Here is an 18975-nt window from a genome sequence, read left to right as displayed (position 1 = left end):
AGATCCCGCGGCGAATGGGAAGTGTTCGTTCAGGTGCGGCGGGGTTGTCACTCTGCGATGGTGCGATGGGGTGATTGCGAGAAGGGATGGGCTATGTCCGGTGGGATCTCTCGACGTGACGCGCTGGTGGGTGGGGTTGCCGCGCTCGGATTGCTGGCCGCGGGGTGTGGGCGCACGAAGAAGACCGCGCTCGCGGAGCCGTTCACGCTAGGGGTGGCTTCGGGGGAACCGACTTCCGATGGGGTGGTGTTGTGGACTCGGCTCGCGCCGCAGCCGCTTGCCGAGGATGGGCTCGGCGGGATGCCGGGGCGGGTGGTGGCGGTGGAGTGGGAGCTGGCGGAGGACGAGCAGTTCCGGAAGGTGCTGCGCCGCGGGAGTGTGGATGCCGCAGCGGAATCCGCGCACAGCGTGCATGTGGAGGTGGAGGGGCTGTCGTCCGGGGCGGAGTACTTCTATCGGTTCCGGGCCGAGGGGCAGGTGTCGCCAGCGGGGCGGACTCGGACCGCGCCGGCGCGGGGGACGGGGTTGCCGGACAACGGGAGTGGGACCGGTGGCGAGATGACGATGTGCTTCGTGTCCTGCTCGCAGTACGAACACGGGTACTTCACGGCCTATCGGCGGCTGGCCGAGGAACATCCGGATCTCGTTCTGCACCTTGGGGATTACATCTACGAGTATCAGGCGGGGGTGTACACGCTGCCGGAGGGGAATCCGCGCGGGCATGCGGGGCCGGAGACGGAGACGCTCGCCAACTATCGGCAGCGGCACGCACAGTACAAGACGGACGCGGATCTGCAAGCGGCGCATGCGATCGCGCCGTGGGCGGTGGTGTGGGACGACCATGAGGTCGACAACAACTGGGCGAACCTGGTGTACGAGAAGCCGGAGATTCCGCAGCCGGAGTTCGCGCGGCGGCGGGCGGCGGCTTTCCAGGCGTACTACGAGAACATGCCGCTGCGGAAGTCGTCGATGCCGAACGATGGTGCGCTGCAGCTGTATCGGCGGCTGCACTGGGGCGATCTGGCTACTTTTCACATGCTCGACACCCGGCAGTACCGGGATGATCAAGCGTGCGGGGACGGGTTGAAGAGCTGCCCGGCGCGCACCGACGGTGCGCGCAGCATCACCGGAGCCGAACAGGAGCGCTGGCTGCTGGACGGCTTCCGGGAGTCCCGGGCGCGCTGGGATGTGCTGGGGCAGCAGGTGTTCTTCGCACAGCTGGATCTGGACCCGGGGGCCGGTGAGAAGAACAATCTCGACGCGTGGGACGGGTATGCCGCGAATCGGGATCGGGTGGTGCAGGGATGGGTGGACGCGAAGGTGCGCAATCCTGTTGTGCTGACCGGGGATGTGCATGCCGCGTGGGCGGCGGACATCAAGCAGCGCTGGGACGATCCGGGCTCGGCCACGCTCGGGACCGAGCTGGTGGCCACGTCGATCACCAGTGGCGGCGACGGGACCGAATCGCGGCCGGATGTGGAGGCGGTGCTGCCCGGCAACCCGCACATCCGGTTCTTCAACAATCGCCGCGGCTATGTGCGGACCCGGATCAGCCCGCGCGAGGTGCGAGCGGATTTCCGGGCCGTGCCCTATGTCTCCAGGGAAGGCGCGCCGGTGGAGACCAGGGCCTCTTTCGTCATCGAGGATGGACGTCCGGGCCTCAACCCGGTGTGACACCCGGTCAGGAGACCCGGGCCGAGACCCGGCCCCGGTTCTCCCGCGCGAACTGGCCCGGGGACTGCCCCTTCCAGGAGCGGAACGCCGAGGTGAAGGCAGAGACGCTGGCGTAGCCGAGGCGAACCGCGGCCTGCTCCACCGTCATTCCGGTGATGAGTAGCTCCTCGGCGATCAGACCGACTGTCTCCGTGGTCAATTCGCGGAAGGTGGTGCCTTCGTCGGCGAGGCGGCGGCGCAGGGTGCGGACGCTGATGTCGAGATCCGCGGCGATGCGGGCCTGGTCGGCGATGCCGCCGCGGGTGATGAGGAGTTTGCGGACCTGGCCGCTGATGCCCAGGCGGCGTTTGCGGCGCTGCACGAGGTCGGCGCACTGCTGTTCGTAGAAGCGCGCGGTGGCCGAATTCGCTTGCGGCAGTTGGAGATCCTGGATGTTGAGCGGGCCGGTGACCACCGAGCGCGGGGCGTTGAACACCACCTCCTCCACGCCGAGCATGGCGCCGAACATCTCGTAGACCGGATGCGGCGGGAAGGCGACCGCGACCCGGGTGATGGGTGGCCGCATGGGCATGACGTCCTGCTGGATGGTCCAGATGGCGGCCACATCGCGTTCCACGGCGAAGCGGCGCACCCCCCGGGGGACGGCGCTGTCGTCGCGGACGATGGAGGCCTCGTTCTCGTTGAGGACCAGGGTGTGGCGGGCCACGGTGAAGGAGAGGTCGGCGTAGCGCAGGGCCAGGCCGACCGCCTCGCGGACGGTGGGGCAGCTCATCAGGGCGAATCCGAGGACGCCGAGGCTGGGTGGATGGCAGAGCAGGCCGGCCATGAGCCCCATGCCGGGTTCGTCGCCGACACCGGTGACGACATTGCGCATGAGGGCCAGCTCCTGGCCGAGGGTGATCTCCGCGGTGGAATCGATCAGATCGGGTTCGCGGATTCCGGTATCGCGTAAGAGGGCCTTCAGGGGGATGTCGCGGCCTCTGGCGAATTCGACCAGCAGGGCCGCACTGGTGATGGAGCGAAGTTGCGCGAGACCGTCCGTCACTGGGGAATCTTCGCAAACTTTCGGCGTACGGAACCCCGAAACCGGCAGGTAAGTTCCTGAAATAGGCCGAAATTCGCCTGTTTCTGACCTGCGAAACACTGGCGGAAACCTCAATTTCGGTCATACAGTGAATGTCTAGCGAACTACACCCGATAGGCCCTCTACAACCGAAACACGGAGAAGGTGAACCAATGGCCGCCTGGCAAGTGTTCACGGCCACCCTCGCAATGCTCGCGATCATGAGTGTCACCATCGTGAGCCTGCAACCTCGGCGCGATCCGGACAGATTGTCGGTGGATCGGATTCGCGAACGAATCATCAACGAGCGCAGCGCATCTCCGGCGGACTCCCCCGCCGCGCTCTCCGACCCCGCGACCTGGTCGCATCAAGCGCCCGATCACGAGCTCACCGTGCAGGAGGCGCACCGCACCATGCAGCGGCACCGCGACTGCCCGGTCGCCGAATGCCCCCGCAAAGCCTCGGCGTTCCGAGTGCTGGTGGACGCGGGGCGCATCAAACCGTGCCGGATGCCTCCTGCCCTGCAGTAAACGGGGCTAGATAGGCCGGCGGTACCGCGGCGACCAGCCAGACACCGTTGGTGCTGACGTGGAATTCGTAGCCGTCGCGCTGCATGGCGGCGGCATCGACGGTCAGCACCACGGGCTTTCCGCGCCGCGCGCCGACCCGCACGGCGGTCTCGTAGCTCGCCGAGAGGTGAACGGCGTGCCGCCGCATGGGTTTCAGGCCTTCGGCGTGGATCAGGCCCAGGACCGAGGCCACCGTGCCGTGATAGAGCAGGTCCGGTGCGACGGAGACCTGATAGTCGAGTTCGACGTCGATGCTGTGGCCCTGGCTGGCGCGGATGCGCGTGCCGGAGACGTCGAATTCGAAGCGGCGCTTGTCGTTTCGAGCGACCACCTCGTCCAGATCGGCGCGGCTGAGGTTTCGTCCCGCCCCCGCGAGGCCCGCGAGCAACTCGCTCACGCCCACCCAGCCCGCCGCGTCGGGCTCCAGTCCTATCTCCCCCGGGGCGTGGCGCAGGTGATAGGACAGCCGCTTCGAGGTCTTGATCAGTCGTGCGTCGTCCATGCGGAGAGTGAATCAGAGGCCCCGGACGATCGACACCGAATTATCCGGCGATTTGCACACCCCTGGCCGGAATTCGCCTGAAATGTCGGAATGTCCGCCGAAATCGGGCCACCCGCGCCGGATAACGGCCAGGATGACACGTCATTCGGGCGGGGCGGGGGCCACCGGCGCGGCGGGCCGGTCGTCGGCCAGGCCCCGGATCACCAAGGCGTACAGCAAGATCACCGCGATCGGGGCGGCGACGGGGATCCACGCCAGTCCGGTCGGCAGCAGCGTCGCGACGCCGGCGGCCACCGTGAAGACCAGTGCCCCGCCCACCGACGGGATCGTGGTGGGGACCACGCCGACCGGGGCCGAGACGGTGGCCGTATTCAGCAGATATGTGGTCGCTACCAGGCCGATCGACCCCGCGACCAGTGCGCCCGTATCGGCGAAGGCGAGCGTGCCGAGGGCCACCAGCACCGCGCCGACGGCACACACCCGCCACCGCCAGCCCGCCATCACCAGGATCAGGGCGGGCAGCGCGGGCCACGGTTCGACGAGGGTGACGGCGAAGGCCAGCAGCAGGCCGGACAGGACGGCCAGGAATCGGGTCATCGGCGCACCCGGACCGTACGGCGGTGTTCGGGCAGCAGGCGCATGACCTGATCCAGGCGGGCGTCCTCGGGCCAGGCGACGATATCCACGCCGACGGTGCCCATATCGCGATACATGGAACTGCGTTCCAGCTGCCACATGCGGGCCAGCGTGGGGTCCAGCCCCGGCCCGAACGGCGTGCCGCGCAGCACGTCGACCACCACCACGACGTGCCCGCGCTTGCGCAGATCGATGAGCGACAGCGCGAATTGGGTGTCGAGCAGAGTGGAGAAGGCCACCACGACCGCGCCGATCGGGACGGCCGCGTGCGGGGCCAGGGTGCCGACGGTGGCGATGTGCTCGTCGCCCACGTCCAGGACGGTGTCGACGATGCGATAGAACTGGCGGCGGCCGATATCGGGACGCAGCCAGCGCGGCGACTTGCCGAGGCACACAACGGCGGTGCGGTCACCGGCCTGCAGCGCGGACTGCGCCACCTGGGCCGCGCCGCGCACCGACAATTCCAGGGATTCCGAGGCCGGGCCGGGAGCCTGCAGCGAAGTGTCCACCAGCACAACGACATCCGCCGCACGGTTGGTGAAGCGCTCGGTCACGAAGAGCCGCCCGCGCCGGGCGCTCACCGCCCAGTTCACGGTGCGCAGCTGATCACCGGGCGCGTAGGCGCGAACATCGGCGAACTCCACGCCCGGCCCGTGCCTGCGCGTGAGATGCATGCCGATGCGCTCCGGAAGTTCGGTGCGCGGCAACCGGGTTCGCTGCGGATCGGCGATCGGGTACACGTACACGTCCCCCGCCGACAAGCGTGCCGACGCCACCGCCAGCCCGGCCGGATTCAACGCGGTCACCCGCACCGGCACCGGATACCTGCCCCACCGCGACGCGGACAGCGACTGCCGCAGCCCGGCCGGCGCGGGCCCGGAATCCACCGCCTCCTCGACCCGCACCTCCATGCCGTGAATCGGCTCGGAATGCAAGCGCAGCAACGCATGTCCCGATTCCACGAACGCCGCGGCGGCCAGCTCCACCTCCTCGGTCTCGAAGCAGCGCAGCACCCCCGCCCCGTCCACCTGGATCCGCGTCCGCGACTGCTGCAGCGGCGCACTGGCCAGCACCCCGATCATCGGCGCGGCGAACACCACCAGTTGCCACTGCCCGAGGATGATCGCCAGCACCAGCGCGGGCGCGGACACCGCGGCCAGCATGAACACCAACGGCGCGGGCCGCCAGCGCAATTCGACCTCGACCGCCGCACTGACATCACGATGCTTCATCGGCGCTCACCTCCGAGTGCGACACCGTCGTCAGCCCGGCACCACGAGGGGAGCGCATTGCGGAACGCATCACGGGCAGCTCACGCGGGGGTGGCGCGCGGGACGGGGAGGCGGCGCAGGAGTTCGGCTATGACGTCCTCGCCGCGGATGCGGCGGACCCACATTTCGGGGCGCAGGGTGATGCGGTGGGCCATGGCGGGGATGGCGAGCGCCTTCACGTCCTCGGGGACCACGTAGTCGCGGGCGTTGAGAAGGGCTCGGGCGCGGGCCATTTGGACGAGGTCGAGTTCGGCTCGGGGGGAGGCGCCGACTTCGACCTGGGGGTGGTTGCGGGTGGCGGCGGCGAGGGAGACCACGTAGCCGACGACGTCGGGGTGCACGGTCACGTATTCGACGGTCTGGCGCATCTCGAGCAGACCGTCGGCGTCGACCACCTGGCCCACCTGCGGGGTCTGCGCGCCGCGTTCCAGGCGGCGGCGGATCATCTGCATCTCGTCCTGTTCGGAGAGGTAGCCGAGGCGCAGTTGGAGGGCGAAGCGGTCGAGCTGGGCTTCGGGCAGCGGGTAGGTGCCCTCGTACTCGATCGGGTTGTCGGTGGCCATGACCACGAAAGGCTGTGGCAGCAGGAAGGTTTCACCGTCGATGGAGACCTGGCCCTCGGCCATGGCCTCCAGCAGGGCGGCCTGCGTCTTGGGCGGGGTGCGGTTGACCTCGTCGGCCAGCAGCATATTCGTGAACACCGGGCCGCGGCGGAAACTGAAACGGCCCGAATGCATGTCGTAGATGGTGGAGCCGATCAGGTCCGCGGGCAGCAGATCCGGCGTGAACTGCACGCGGGTGAAGTTCAGGCCGAGGGCCGACGCGAACGAGCGCGCGATGAGGGTCTTGCCCAGTCCGGGCAGATCCTCGATGAGGATGTGCCCGCCGGACAGCACGGCGATCATGATCAGCTGCAGTTCGTCCCGCTTGCCGACCACGACCCGCGACATTTCCCGCAGCACGGCCTCGGTGCGCTTGATGGTCACATCCATCGGTGATGTCATGTCATTTCTCGCATCTCAACCCGTTTCACATGTTCTGGAGGCGGCGCAGGATCTCGTCCAGCGCGGGTCGCCCCGGCGCCGGATTCGACTGATCACGCAGCGCCGCATTGGCGGGATCCACCCAGCGCCACAGTTCCGGTCCGAACAGCAGCTGCCCGGCCTGCTCGGTGGCGCGCCGGTTCTTGGCCATCCGATGCCCGCTGGTGAGCTCGAATTCCTTGGCCAGCAGCGGCCGCAGATGCCGGTCCCAGTCGGCGCGGGTGCCGTCGGCGCGGTCGGCGAGCATGGTGGCCCGCGCCTGCCAGCGGTGCAGCATCTCCGCCGGCCCGTTGTCGATTTCGTTGTCCTCCGGTTCCCTCTGCAGGCGGCGGGCACGTTCCAGCAGCGACCAGATCAGCAGGACGAGCGCACCCGCCACCGGGATACCCGCCACCACGAGCAGTGATTCGCGGGCCTTGTCCAGGACGACGAGTTCCGCCGCCCCGACCAGCAGCACCGCGCCGATCACGATCACCAGCCGGTTCATCGCCGAACCCCCGTTCGATTGCCCGGGACCCGCACTGCGACAACATCTTTCATGCCGCGACCCCCTGCAGGTCAGCCAATACGATACGCAGCAGCTGCTCGGCCCGCATCCGCTGCCACTCCAGCATGGAGTGCGGGCTGAACCGCGCCTCCTCGAACAGCGCCACCAGTTCCCGCGCCGAGGCATCGTGCAGGAAGCCGCGATCGAAGGCGCGGGCCAGCACCTCCGACGGGGTGTCGGAGACCAGCGGCGCGACCTCACGGGCCTGGGCCAGACCGCTCTCCATGGCCACGTAACAGGCGATGATGGCGGTGCGCGGGTCCTGGCCGGGCGCGATCATGGCCGCCAGGCCCATCTCCGCGACCTTGGCCAGTGAGACCGCCTCGGTCTTCTTCGCGGGCGGCAGCAGGCCGGCGGCCTTGGCGGGACGGCGCGTCGAGCTCACCGCGACCACCACCAGACCGGTCATGGCCACCAGCACCAGCACGGTCGCGCCGATCGCCACGATCAGCAGCGCGGTTCCGGTGAGGGCGGGGGCCGAGACGATATCGGTCGCCGGTTCGACGGAATGCACGGGCGCACCGGTGGTTTCCGACGGCGCCTGGGTCGCGACCCCGGTTCCCGATCGCTCCTCGTTGCCGGGGCCGACCAGATACACCGAGATCAGCGCGGTGAGCGCCAAGGCGACGGCGGCCAGCCCGATGAGGATCAGCAGGCCGAGGCCGCCGAGCTTCCACGAGCGGCGGTCGGCGTCCCGGTCGGGTTCGGGCATGGCCAGCGGCAGCCGATGCTGGCTGTTGATCACGCCTGCCACCAGGATCACGATCGAGACCAGCAGCAGGACCGGCATGAGGGCGATGGCCACGGCCGAGGGCGTGCGCGGGGCGGGTGGACCGCCGGTGCCCGGAATGTATCCGCGCAGCGCGAAGACGGCGAACATCAGCAGCGCGAGCAATGCGGTCGCGCGCGAGACCACCGTCCCCACCCCAGTCACGATCACCCCCAACCGGAGTTTCTGCAAAATCAGGCACATAGTTACATGCCAAGCGGTCCGTCGGGACGAAAATCGCGAACGCCGGTTACATGCAGATGACACATAAATCAGCGGCTTGTCGCTCATGACCGAATGTGCCAGGAATCAGCTGTGCGCACGCACAATCCCGCGCGGCGCGCGGTGAGGATCTATGACGAACCCGGATCAGTCGCGGTCGCGCCCCAATGACGCACTCCCGCACGACGTTCGGAGCCGGCGCTCCGCGTCCGCGGCATGAAATGTCATGCCCTGGGTGCGAGTGATCCCCGAGACGTCGTGCCCGGCACCCGAGGCAGGGGCCGGGCACGACGCATTCAGGCGGTCCGGCGGACGCGCGAACGCAGCCGGGTGAGCGGCGACGGCGTGACCAGTGCCCGCGCCGGCTCGGACGCGGGATTCGGCTGCACGGGAACCGAATCCGGGAGCGGGAAGGCCAGGGAGGGGGTGGTGCGGCGTTCGACCAGGCGGCCGAAGGCGCGGAAATCCCAGCCCGCGGCGAGCCACGGTTCCGGGTCCAGGGTGTTGCGGGCGTCGATGATGACGCCGCCACGCGCCACCGTGCGCAGGAAAACCGGGTCCAGGTCCCGGAACTCGGACCACTCGGTGAGATGCAGGACCACATCCGCCTCGTGCAGCGCCGCGGCGGCGGTGGCCGTGTAGATCAACTGCGGGGCGACCGCGCGCGCCGGATTGGTGGCGGCCGGGTCGTACACGCTCACCTCCACACCCGCGCTGTGCAGGCGCTTGGCCACATCCAGGGCCGGAGAGTCGCGGACGTCGTCGGAGAGCGGTTTGAAGGCCGCACCCAGGATGCCCACGCGAGGACGCGCGTTTCCGGTGGCGCGCACCAGGTTCAGGGTGTCGCGGACCACGCGCTCGCGGCGACGCTGATTCACGGTGTCGACATCGCGCAGGAATTCGACCGCCTCGCCCGCGCCCAGTTCACCGGCGCGCGCGATCAGGGCGCGGATGTCCTTCGGCAGGCAGCCGCCACCGTAACCCAGTCCGGCGCCGAGGAATTTGCGGCCGATGCGATCGTCGTGGCCGAGGGCGTCGGCCAGCAGGGTGACATCCGCGCCGGTGAGCTCGCACAGTTCGGCCATGGCGTTGATGAACGAGATCTTCGTCGCCAGAAAGGCGTTCGCGGAGACCTTGATCAGCTCGGCGGTGGGCAGGTTGGTGACCACCACCGGGGAGCCGTCCGCGATCGGGGTCGAATACACCTGGCGCAACGCCCATTCCGCGTCCGGCGTGGTGACGCCGAAGACCAGGCGATTCGGGTGCAGGGTGTCGAAGACGGCGTGACCCTCGCGCAGGAATTCCGGGTTCCATGCCAGATCCACCGAAATACCCTGCGGCGCAAGCTCGGCGATGCGGGCGGTGAGCGCCTCGGCGGTCCCTACCGGCACCGTCGACTTGCCGACGATCAGACAGTTGCGGGTCAGATGCGGCACCAGACCCTCGAGCGCGGAGTACAGCTGCGACAGATCCGCCGCGCCGTTGCGGCCGGGAGGCGTTCCCACACACAGGAAATGGATGTCGGCGAAGCGGGCCGCCTCCACCAGGGAGGTGCCGAACCGCAGCCGCCCCGAGTGCACGTGCCCGGCAAGCAGTTCGGGCAGCTCGGGCTCGTGGAACGGCACCCGGCCCGCGGCCAGCGCGGCGGCCTTGGCCGGATCGTTGTCGACGCCGAGCACCTCGAAACCGAGTTCGGCCATGCCCGCGGCATGCGTGGCGCCCAGATATCCGGTGCCTATCACGGAAATTCGCAGCATCAGGATGCCTCCTTGGTGAGCCGGCCGTCGGAGCGGCGCTCGGCGATCACGTCGCGGTAGTGGCGGATCAGCAGGTTGTTGACCGCGTCCCAGGAGCGGTCCTGCACGCTGCGATGGGCGGCATCGGCCGTCTTGGCGCGCAGTGCGGGATCGGAGACCAGACGCCGCACCAGGTTCACCATGGCGTCGGCGTCACCGGGCGGGTAGAGGAAGCCGGTGCCCGGGGTGACCACGTCGATCGGGCCGCCCGACGCCGGAGCCACCACCGGGACGCCGGAGGCGAGCGCCTCCTGCGCTGCCTGGCAATAGGTTTCGTGGCGGCCGGTGTGCACGAAGACGTCCAGGGAGGCGTACGCGGCGGCCAGTTCGTCGCCGTGCAGCACGCCCAGGAAGGCCGCGTCCGGCAGGAGTTTGCGCAGGCGCTTCTCCTCCGGGCCGCCGCCCACGATCACCAGGCGGATGCCGCCGACGGTGCGCAGGTGCGCGAGCAGTTCGAGTTCCTTCTCCGGTGCGAGGCGGCCGATATAGCCGACCAGCAGCTCACCGTGGGGTGCGAGCCGGGCGCGCAGGGCTTCCGAGCGGCGGGCCGGATCGAACTGCTGCAGATCGACACCGCGCGGCCAGCGGGACAGTCCCGGAATGCCCATCAGCTCCAGCTGGCGCAGGCTCGCGGTCGAGGGCGCCAGGGTGCGGTCCACCTGCAGGTGGATACGCCGGGTGAGCGCGGCCATGGCGCGGACGCCGGCCGGCAGGTCGTAGCGTTCGGCGAAACCCACCAGATCGGTCTGGTAGATGGCCACGGTCGGCACGTCCAGCTCCGCCGCCACCCGTGCGGCCTGATAGCCCAGGGTGGCGGGCGAGGCGATATGCACGACGTCGGGCTGGAATTCGCGCATGATCCCGCGCAGTCTGCGGCGGGTCTCCAGGCCGATGCGGAAGTCACGGTAGAACGGGAGCCGGGCTCCGCGCACCACGTGCACATGGAATCCGGCGTACTTGGCGGGCCCGGTGGGAGCCATCAGGACGGCTTCGTGTCCCTTGGCCGCCAGATGATCCAGTACCCGGCGTACGGAGTTGGTGACGCCGTTCACCTGGGGAAGAAAGCTCTCGGCGACGACCAGCACTCGTAGCCGGGCGCCAGGGTGGCTCGGCCGCCGCGGTGCGGGACCTCTTACCTGATCGCGGATTCGCATCGGTCCCCTCCGGTTCGGTGCTGCCTCCTGACTGCACGTTAAGGAGTGGGTAGCAACACCGAACCCCGTGCGCGTAGACGGCACATGAAGCTGTGTTTAATTTGCCTCCGCTTCGCTCCGGCGTGTTCGCGGCCCTGTTACCTCGATTCTTCCCTCCTCCGCTCCTCCGCTTCGCTCCCCCGCTCCGTCAGTCCAGAATCGAGGCGGGCCGCGAACCTGAGGCACCACCGATGAATCGGGGCAGCTGTGCGGGGGTGAGCTCGGACAGGCGGCTGATGGCTCGGTACAGATCTGGAACGTAAGCAATTCGGCCGGCCAGGCACGCCAGCGGAACCGCAGCGTAGAGCGACAGCGGATGATCCGTGTCGTAGAGGACGTCCACCAGATTCACGAAGCGCATCACCCAGTCCGCGGGGACATCGGACAGTGCGGGCACCTCGCAGACCGTCCAACGGGTGTAGGTGCGCGCGAGCTCCAGGAAATCGGCCGCCGACACCGGAATTCCGCAGAGCTCCGCGAAATCGACCGTGAGCGAACCGTTCTCGGCCACCCGGGCGTTCAGCAGCCGGTGGGCGACGGGCACCTGCGCGGAGCCGGTCACCGGGCACGCGCCGACCACGTACTCCCCCGCCGCGAAACCGGTGTGCTTGCCGCCGAGACGGCGGTAGTCCTGCGGGCCGTTCACCGAGAGCACGTCCAGGTGCTCCAGGATGCGGTCGATGGTCGGCTCGAACATGGGGTGGAACAGCGGATTCGGCAGCAGGTCGGCGGGCGGGTAGTTGGAGGTGACCACCAGCGTGATGTGCCGCGCGAAGAGATGGTCCAGCAGCCGGGAGACCAGCCGGGCGTCACCCGAGTCGTGCACGTGGAACTCGTCGAAGCAGACCAGATCGACGCCGCCCAGCAGGGAGTCCGCCGCCTTGTCGAGGGTGCCGTACTCGTGGATGGCCGCGTTCAGCTGGGCGAAGAAGCTGTGGAAATGGAAGCGGCGCTTGTGCTTCGACGCGACGGCGGCATAGAAGCGATCCATCAGCATGGTCTTGCCGCGTCCGGGCCCGCCCCAGAGGTACAGCCCACGTGGACGATGCCAGCGCTTCCCGACCCGCGCCGCGATGGCGGCCAACCGGTCCGCCGCGATCCGCTGATCCGCGTCCAGCACCACGTCGCGGGTTTCCATCGGAGCCTCCTTCGTCCTCTACATCCGTAGAGCTTCCTCTATAGTTGTAGAGGATCGAGCCGACGTAAGGAACCCGAAGTGACCACCTCCACACCCGACCGGCGCACCCTGATCGTCGACAGCGCCATCGATCTGATTGCGACCCAAGGACTTCGGTCCCTCACACACCGCGCACTGGACACCGTCCTGGAATTGCCGCCCGGCTCGGCCTCGTACTACTTCCGCACCAAACGCGCCCTCGTCGAGGCCGTGGTCGACCGCATCGCCACCCGCTCACGCACGGATTTCACCGCCGGAAACCTCGAAATGCCCGCGACCGTCGACCCCGAGGGCCTCGCACAGGGCATCGCCGCGTGGCTGGATCAGCTATTGACGCGCCGCCGCAACCATCTGATCGCGCGACACGCGCTCATCATCGATCTGCTCGGAGATCCGGAACTGCACGCGAAACTCGTCGGCTGCCTGTTCTCACACGAGCGCGCCACCGGACTCTTCGCCCTCCTGGGCGCAGACGAACCGGACACGGCCGCAGCCGATTTCATCGCAGTGCTGGAGGGCCTGGTCTTCGACCGCTTCGCCGGCTACCGCACCACCCTCGCACCGGGAACGCCCGCCAGCGTCGATCAACTGGCGAGCGCACTGACAGTTCAGCTCAAAGCCGCTGAGTGATCCGCAGATCCGGCCACGGCGGCCGCTTGAACACCGCCGCGGTAGCGAACGCGGCCGCGATGAGCCCGGTCAGGATACCGAGCAACGCGATCCGCGTATCATCCACCGCCGCTTCCCATTTCACCTCACCACCGTGCACCACGAAGACACCCAGCGGCCGCGGATGGAAGAGCCCGCCCGTCACCGTGATGACCGTCGACCCATCGGAGGTCTCATACGGCTCACCGTAGACCAGAGCCCTGTGCGCAGCCGTGAGCTCGCTCAGCCGATCCTGCAACATCGCCCCGACCCCCTTCCTCACATCGAGATCCTGCCCAATCTACGCCCGAAGACCGAGCCGGAAACCGAAACCCGTCCGGACTCTGGACCGTTCCGAATGCCTGATGATATTGCTGGACATATATCTGGAGACATATCGTGAGACATATGAAGACGATGATCGACCTGAACGACGAGGCCCTCGCCCTGGCTGCCAAGGAGCTCGGCACGACGACCAAGAAGGACACGGTCAACGCGGCGCTGGAGTTCGTCGCCCAGCGGCGACGCCGCATCGAACAAATCCTCAACGATCCCTACGGCATCGGGCTCGGGCCGGATATCGATGATCCGGAAGTCATGACCAAGGCCCGGCGGTGACCGACCCGACCCCACTCCGCCTGCACCTCATCGATACGTCGGCCGCCGCGCGGGTGCGACACGAAGCGGTGCGAAATGTGCTCACCGGGTTGATCGCCGATCGAGCAGCCGCCACCTGTGTGACAGTCGATCTCGAAGCCGGATACTCCGGCCGCAGCCTCGCCGATGTCCAGAACATCGCCCAGCGTCGCCGATCTCTGTACGTGAACCTGCCGATCAACGAGTCCATCGCCGACCGCGCACGCGAAGTCCAACTGCTGATGGCACGCCAGGGCCTGCACCGGGCAGCGGGAATCATCGACCTCATGACCGCGGCCGTCGCCGAATTCCACGGCGCGGTCCTGGTCCACTACGACGCCGACTTCGAGCACATCGCGACCGTGACGCGGCAACCGCATATCTGGGTCGCCCCGCAGGGCAGTATCGACTGACAATGCCCGCGGGGACGACCTCAGTTGGCGCTGAGTACCAGGCCCGAGGTGGGGACGCCGGTTCCGGCTGTGACCAGGATGTGTTGCAGGTTTTCGACCTGGTTGACGGAGGTGCCGCGGATTTGGCGGACGCCTTCGGCTATGCCGTTCATGCCGTGGATGTAGGCCTCGCCGAGTTGGCCGCCGTGCGTGTTGAGGGGGAGTTTGCCGCCTAGTTCGATGGCGCCGTCCTTGATGAAGTCCTTGGCTTCGCCTCGACCGCAGAAGCCCAGTTCTTCCAGCTGCATGAGCACGAACGGGGTGAAGTGGTCGTAGAGGATGGCGGCCTGCATGTCCTGCGGGCCCAGGCCGCTCTGCGCCCAGAGCTGCTCGCCGACCAGGCGCATTTCCGGGAGGCCGGTCATGGCGTCGCGGTAGTAGCTGGTCATGACGTACTGGTCGGCGCCGGAACCCTGTGCGGCGCCGACGATTACGGCGGGCTTGTTGGGGAGGTCCCTGGCGCGTTCGGCACTCGTCACCACGATGGCGACGCCGCCGTCGGTTTCCTGGCAGCAGTCGAGCAGATGCAGGGGTTCAGCGATCCAGCGGGAGGACTGGTGGTCTTCCAGGGTGATGGGCTTGCCGTAGAAGTGGGCGGCCGGGTTCACCGCGGCGTGTTTGCGGTCGGCTACCGCGATGCGACCGAAATCCTCACTGCGCGCGCCGTATACGTGCATGTAGCGGCGGGCGACCATGGCGACCTGGGCGGCGGGGGTGCCGAGGCCGTGGGTGTAGGAGAAGGCGTTGTCGACGCCCGAGGAGCTCGGGTTGCCGGTGGCGAGGTGGGTTGCGAACTGGCCGAAGCGGTTTCCGGAGCGCTCGTTGAATGCCCGGTATGCCACAACGACATCCGCGATGCCGGTCGCCACGGCCATGGCGGCCTGCTGCACCGTGGCCGCGGCCGCGCCGCCGCCGAAGGGGATGTTGCTGAAGAACTTCAGGCTCGGGATACCGGAGGCGCGGGCCACGGCGGCCTGCGTGTTGGTGTCCATGGTGAAGGTCGTCAGGCCGTCCACGTCGGCCGGAGTCAGGCCCGCGTCCGCGATGGCGGCGGTGACCGCCTCTGCGGCCAAACGCAATTCGCTGCGGCCGGAGTCCTTGGAGAAATCGGTGGCGCCGATGCCGACGATGGCCGCGCGCCCGCTCAGACCCTTCACGGGCGTGCCTCCTGCAGGGAGATGACGGCTTTCGCCGTGATGTGGTCGCCGAGGCTGTCCCGGCCGACCACGTCGATGGTGATGTCCTCGCCGTCGATGGCCGACACCGTGCCCGACAGCGTCAGGGTGTCACCGGCGTAGAGCGGCACGCCCAGGCGCAGCGCGATCTTCTTCACGATGGCGCGGGGGCCCGCCCAGTCGGTGACGAAGCGCTGCACCAGACCGGTGTCGGTGAGGATATTGACGAAGATGGTCTTGGAGCCGCGCTCCACGGCCTTCGCCGGATCGTGGTGCACGTCCTGGAAGTCGCGGGTCGCCAGCGCCGAGCTGACCACGAAGGTGGTGTCGGCGTGAATCACCAACTCGGGCAAGACTGTTCCGACCTGCACAGCGGCCGGCTCGACGGTGGCGGTCATCGGATGGCCTTCCAATAGGGCACGGTGTTGTCGTCGTCGATGGCCTCGAAACCGGCCTCCACGGAGAGCCCGACCTCGACCTCGGACGGGTCGATGCCACGCAGCTCACCGAGCATGCGGACGCCTTCCTCGAGCTCGACCAGGGCCACCACATACGGCAGTTGCCGGCCCGGCACCTTCGGCGCGTGGTGCACGACGAAGCTGAAGACGGTGCCGCGACCGGAGGCCACGACATAGTCGCTCTGCTCGGTGTGGTCCTTCCACAGCGCGGGCACGGGAGGATGCCGCAACGTCCCGTCTGGCATACGCTGAATGCGGAGCTCGCCGAGTTTCGTTCCCTCCCAGAAGAAGTCAGTGTCCCGGGAAACTGTGGGGCGAACGCGCTTGGCGAGATCCTCAGACTTCGCGGTGTCCGGCGCGGCCTGCTGCGCACCGGTGCCGGGCGCGAACTTCAGCATGCGGAACAGCATTTCGGTGACCAGCTCTTCACCCACGTACCAGTTGGTGCGGTAGGTGGTGAACCAGCCCTCGCCGAGCCCGGTCTTCTTGGGCCCCACCAGTTCCTCGATGCTGGAGCGCACCGTCACCTGCTCACCGATCTGCAGGTAGCGGTGGTAGGTCTGCTCGCAGTTGGTGGCGACCACGGAGGTGAACCCGGCGTCGTCGAACAGCTGGTTGGTCAGCGTCATCGGATCGTCGTCGGCGCGCACACCGCCCAGCCCCAGCATGGTCCACACCTGCGCCATGGCGGGCGGCGCGACGACGCCGGGGTGCCCGGCCGCCTGCGCCGCGGCCTCGTCCACATAGATGGGGTTGGCGTCGCCGAGGGCCTCGACCCAGTTGTTGATCATGGGCTGGTTGACCGGATCGCGTCCCGCCCGCGGCGCGGACTCCCCCGCCGCCTTCATCTTCTCGACGGCGGCGCGGATGTCATCGGCCGTATAGCTCTGCGTCACAAGGACACTCCTATCTGGGGACGCGCGGCAGGCTGAGACCCATCTGGGCGATCAGCTCACGCATGACTTCGTTCACGCCGCCGCCGAAGGTGACCACCAGGTTCTGCTTGGTGCGCTTGTCCAGCCAGACCAGCAGTTCCGCGGTCTCGGGCGAGGCGGGATCGCCGAAGCGGCCCACGATCTCCTCGGCCAGGCGACCGGCCTCCTGCAGCGCCTCGGTGGAGTACACCTTGGTGGCGGAGGCATCGGCGATGACATCGGCCGGGGCCGCGTCGGGGCGCTCCATATTGGAGGCCACCTGCCAGTTCAGCAGTTCGTTCAACCGCACCATGGCGTGCAGGCGGCCCAGCGAGCGGCGCACGTCGGCCTCGCCGAGCACGCCCTGGCGCTGCGCCCAGTCGCGCACGCGGTGGTAGAGCTGGTCGATCTTGCCGGACGGGCCCAGGCTCACCCGCTCGTGATTGAGCTGGGTGGTGATGAGCTTCCAGCCGCCGTTCTCCTCGCCGACGATCATGTTCGCGGGGACGCGGACATTGTCGAAGTAGGTGGCGTTGGTGTGGTGCGCGCCGTCGGCGGTGATGATCGGGGTCCAGGAGTAGCCCGGATCGGTGGTGTCGACGATGAGGATCGTGATGCCGCGGTGCCGCGACTCCACCGTGCCGGTGCGCACGGCCAGCCAGACGAAGTCGGCCTCGTGCGCGCCCGTGGTGAAGATCTTCTGCCCGTTGACGATCCAGTCGCCGTTCGCGTCCTTGACCGCGCTGGTGCGCAGGGCCGCGAGGTCGGTGCCGGCCTCCGGCTCGGAGTAGCCGATGGCGAAATGCACGTCGCCGGTAAGGATTCCGGGCAGGAACTTCTGCTTCTGCTCGTCGGTGCCGAAGGACTGCAGGGCCGGGCCGACGGTCAGCAGCGTGACCAGCGGCACCGGCACATCCGCGCGGACGGCCTCGTTGTAGAAGATCTGCTGTTCGACCGGCCCGAAGCCCTGGCCGCCGTACTCCTTGGGCCAGCCCACGCCGAGCCAGCCGTCGGAGCCCATCCGCTTCACCACCGCGCGATAGGCGTCGCCGTGGCGGTTCACCAGCATCTCGGCCTCCTCTTCGGGAGTCACGAGACCGGTGAAGTACGAACGCAATTCGTCCCGGAGTTGCTTCTGCTCAGGGGTTAGGTCGATGAACATCTTGCTCCAAGTCGGTCCAGCCGAAACGATTCGCCGCCCAGCCAGCGGGCGATGTCCTTGGCCTGTGAGTAGTAGCGGTGCAGCGGATGCGTGACGTCCACGCCGATGCCGCCGTGCAGGTGATGACACTTCTGCAGGGCCGCGGGTAGCTCGGAGGCGACGGTGTAGGCGAGCACGTCCAGGTCGTCGTCGGTGCGCTCGCGGTGCTCGGCGGTCGGATCCTCTTGCGCGAGCGCCCAGTTGGCCGACAGCGCGGCCGCGTGCAGGGTACGCGAGACCACGTAGACGTCGGCGATCTGCTGGGCCACCGCCTGGAATTCGGCCAGCGGGCGGCCGAACTGCTGACGGGTGCGGACATGCTCGGCGGTCAGCGCGATCACGCCCTTGAGCAGACCGTCCGCCACCGAGCCGATCGAGGCCAGCGCGTAGCGGTGCAGGTCGGCCAGGCCGTCCGGCAGCAGCTGCTCGGCCGGGATCTGCACCTGGTCGAACTGGAGCGAGAACTCCGGCACGCCATCGGAACTCGGGCTCGCGGTGCGGGTGATGCCGGGGGCCTCACCGTCCACGATCGCGATGCCCTGATCGGTGGGCACCAGGATCCAGCGCGCGGTGTCCGCGTACGGCACGGCGATCTTGTGACCGGTGACTCGCACGGTCGCGCCGTCGGCGACGGCCACGGTGTCCGGCTTCACGGTGAACGGGGAGCCCGTCTCGTGCAGGGCGGCGGTCAGCACCGCGCCCTCCGCGACGGCGGGAAACACCTTCTCCGCCACGGCATCCGGCACGCCGATGGCCAGCAGCGGCAGCACGCCGAAGCCGAGCGTGCTCAGCGCCGGGGTCTGCACGGCGTCGGTGGCCAGCTCGGTGAGCATGGCCGACACCTCGGCCAGGCCCATATCGTCGCCGCCGAAGCGCTCGGGCAGCGGCACGGCCAGCAGACCGCTCTCCGCGATTACCGGCCACAGTGCGATATCGCGCGCACTTTCGCGTTCCAGCAAACTTACGACAACCTCGGCGACAGCGTCTTGGCTCTCGTCCCTGGTGAAGTCCATTCCATGCTCCCGGTTG

Annotated in this window: 21 protein-coding genes; 5 read left to right on the top strand and 16 right to left on the bottom strand. The window is 68.3% G+C overall.

Annotated features, from left to right (window positions below; translation table 11 throughout):
- Positions 1 to 93: 93 nt before the first annotated feature.
- Entirely contained in the window at positions 94 to 1674 is a 1581-nt protein-coding gene (locus JK358_RS23800) for an alkaline phosphatase D family protein (protein WP_201950679.1), read from the top strand.
- 7 nt (positions 1675 to 1681) lie between these two features.
- Here JK358_RS23800 and JK358_RS23795 read toward each other — a convergent pair whose 3' ends face one another.
- Positions 1682 to 2719: an AraC family transcriptional regulator gene (locus JK358_RS23795; RefSeq protein ID WP_201950675.1), complete on the bottom strand. Its 1038-nt coding sequence runs from the start codon at positions 2717 to 2719 to the stop codon at positions 1682 to 1684.
- A gap of 191 nt (positions 2720 to 2910) precedes the next feature.
- On the opposite strand from JK358_RS23795, the gene JK358_RS23790 reads away from it, so the two are divergent.
- On the top strand, positions 2911 to 3267 hold the full coding sequence (locus tag JK358_RS23790) for a hypothetical protein (protein ID WP_201950668.1): 357 nt from the start codon (positions 2911 to 2913) through the stop codon (positions 3265 to 3267).
- Here JK358_RS23790 and JK358_RS23785 read toward each other — a convergent pair.
- The 9 genes from JK358_RS23785 to zapE form a co-directional block, all read right to left on the bottom strand.
- On the bottom strand, positions 3233 to 3808 hold the full coding sequence (locus JK358_RS23785) for an RNA 2'-phosphotransferase (RefSeq protein ID WP_201950665.1): 576 nt from the start codon (positions 3806 to 3808) through the stop codon (positions 3233 to 3235). The genes JK358_RS23790 and JK358_RS23785 overlap by 35 nt on opposite strands.
- Positions 3809 to 3949: 141 nt before the next feature.
- Positions 3950 to 4405, bottom strand: a complete 456-nt coding sequence (locus JK358_RS23780) for a hypothetical protein (RefSeq protein WP_201950653.1) — start codon at positions 4403 to 4405, stop codon at positions 3950 to 3952.
- Positions 4402 to 5676, bottom strand: coding sequence for a DUF58 domain-containing protein (locus JK358_RS23775; RefSeq protein ID WP_201950650.1), 1275 nt, complete (start codon positions 5674 to 5676; stop codon positions 4402 to 4404). Before JK358_RS23775 ends, JK358_RS23780 begins: the two co-directional genes overlap by 4 nt.
- A gap of 80 nt (positions 5677 to 5756) precedes the next feature.
- Positions 5757 to 6719 carry an AAA family ATPase gene (locus tag JK358_RS23770; RefSeq protein WP_201950648.1) on the bottom strand — a complete coding sequence of 321 codons (963 nt, stop codon included), beginning with the start codon at positions 6717 to 6719 and terminating at the stop codon, positions 5757 to 5759.
- 25 nt (positions 6720 to 6744) lie between these two features.
- Entirely contained in the window at positions 6745 to 7245 is a 501-nt protein-coding gene (locus tag JK358_RS23765) for a hypothetical protein (protein WP_201950647.1), read from the bottom strand.
- Between the two features lie 49 nt (positions 7246 to 7294).
- The gene (locus tag JK358_RS23760) at positions 7295 to 8239 is read right to left on the bottom strand and encodes a DUF4129 domain-containing protein (RefSeq protein ID WP_307817698.1); all 945 of its coding nucleotides are present in this window, start codon (positions 8237 to 8239) and stop codon (positions 7295 to 7297) included.
- Between the two features lie 353 nt (positions 8240 to 8592).
- A complete protein-coding gene (locus JK358_RS23755; RefSeq protein WP_232851828.1) occupies positions 8593 to 10050 on the bottom strand; it encodes a UDP-glucose dehydrogenase family protein in 1458 nt (485 codons plus the stop codon).
- A 2-nt stretch (positions 10051 to 10052) separates the two neighbouring features.
- Entirely contained in the window at positions 10053 to 11246 is a 1194-nt protein-coding gene (locus tag JK358_RS23750) for a glycosyltransferase family 4 protein (RefSeq protein ID WP_201950643.1), read from the bottom strand.
- A gap of 187 nt (positions 11247 to 11433) precedes the next feature.
- Positions 11434 to 12423 carry a cell division protein ZapE gene (gene zapE / locus JK358_RS23745; RefSeq protein ID WP_201950641.1) on the bottom strand — a complete coding sequence of 330 codons (990 nt, stop codon included), beginning with the start codon at positions 12421 to 12423 and terminating at the stop codon, positions 11434 to 11436.
- 78 nt (positions 12424 to 12501) lie between these two features.
- Here zapE and JK358_RS23740 point away from each other — a divergent pair, with 78 nt between their 5' ends.
- Positions 12502 to 13092 (top strand): TetR/AcrR family transcriptional regulator, encoded by a 591-nt coding sequence (locus tag JK358_RS23740; protein WP_201950635.1) that lies wholly within the window; start codon positions 12502 to 12504, stop codon positions 13090 to 13092.
- Here the strand turns inward: JK358_RS23740 and JK358_RS23735 are convergent.
- On the bottom strand, positions 13076 to 13393 hold the full coding sequence (locus tag JK358_RS23735) for a hypothetical protein (RefSeq protein ID WP_372440707.1): 318 nt from the start codon (positions 13391 to 13393) through the stop codon (positions 13076 to 13078). The two genes, JK358_RS23740 and JK358_RS23735, sit on opposite strands and share 17 nt — an antisense overlap.
- 125 nt (positions 13394 to 13518) lie before the next feature.
- On the opposite strand from JK358_RS23735, the gene JK358_RS40420 reads away from it, so the two are divergent.
- Both JK358_RS40420 and JK358_RS23725 read left to right on the top strand, forming a co-directional pair.
- Positions 13519 to 13728, top strand: coding sequence for a type II toxin-antitoxin system VapB family antitoxin (locus JK358_RS40420; protein WP_201950632.1), 210 nt, complete (start codon positions 13519 to 13521; stop codon positions 13726 to 13728).
- Positions 13725 to 14159 (top strand): PIN domain-containing protein, encoded by a 435-nt coding sequence (locus JK358_RS23725; protein ID WP_307817697.1) that lies wholly within the window; start codon positions 13725 to 13727, stop codon positions 14157 to 14159. Before JK358_RS40420 ends, JK358_RS23725 begins: the two co-directional genes overlap by 4 nt.
- 20 nt (positions 14160 to 14179) lie before the next feature.
- Here the strand turns inward: JK358_RS23725 and JK358_RS23720 are convergent, their stop codons facing one another.
- Genes JK358_RS23720 through JK358_RS23700 form a run of 5 tightly spaced genes read right to left on the bottom strand, consistent with a single transcriptional unit; the run spans position 14180 to position 18959 of the window.
- Positions 14180 to 15355 (bottom strand): lipid-transfer protein, encoded by a 1176-nt coding sequence (locus JK358_RS23720; RefSeq protein WP_201950629.1) that lies wholly within the window; start codon positions 15353 to 15355, stop codon positions 14180 to 14182.
- A complete protein-coding gene (locus JK358_RS23715; RefSeq protein ID WP_201950625.1) occupies positions 15352 to 15771 on the bottom strand; it encodes a MaoC family dehydratase in 420 nt (139 codons plus the stop codon). The genes JK358_RS23720 and JK358_RS23715 overlap by 4 nt, the downstream gene beginning before the upstream one ends.
- Positions 15768 to 16679, bottom strand: coding sequence for a bifunctional MaoC family dehydratase N-terminal/OB-fold nucleic acid binding domain-containing protein (locus JK358_RS23710; protein WP_201951424.1), 912 nt, complete (start codon positions 16677 to 16679; stop codon positions 15768 to 15770). Before JK358_RS23710 ends, JK358_RS23715 begins: the two co-directional genes overlap by 4 nt.
- 58 nt (positions 16680 to 16737) lie before the next feature.
- Positions 16738 to 17907: an acyl-CoA dehydrogenase family protein gene (locus tag JK358_RS23705; protein WP_201950622.1), complete on the bottom strand. Its 1170-nt coding sequence runs from the start codon at positions 17905 to 17907 to the stop codon at positions 16738 to 16740.
- Positions 17892 to 18959, bottom strand: coding sequence for an acyl-CoA dehydrogenase family protein (locus JK358_RS23700; RefSeq protein WP_201950619.1), 1068 nt, complete (start codon positions 18957 to 18959; stop codon positions 17892 to 17894). The genes JK358_RS23705 and JK358_RS23700 overlap by 16 nt, the downstream gene beginning before the upstream one ends.
- Between the last annotated feature and the right edge of the window lie 16 nt (positions 18960 to 18975).

It is taken from the genome of Nocardia acididurans, assembly GCF_016741815.1.
Taxonomy (GTDB): Bacteria; Actinomycetota; Actinomycetes; order Mycobacteriales; family Mycobacteriaceae; genus Nocardia; species Nocardia acididurans.
This window is presented reverse-complemented; position numbering and strand designations above follow the sequence as displayed.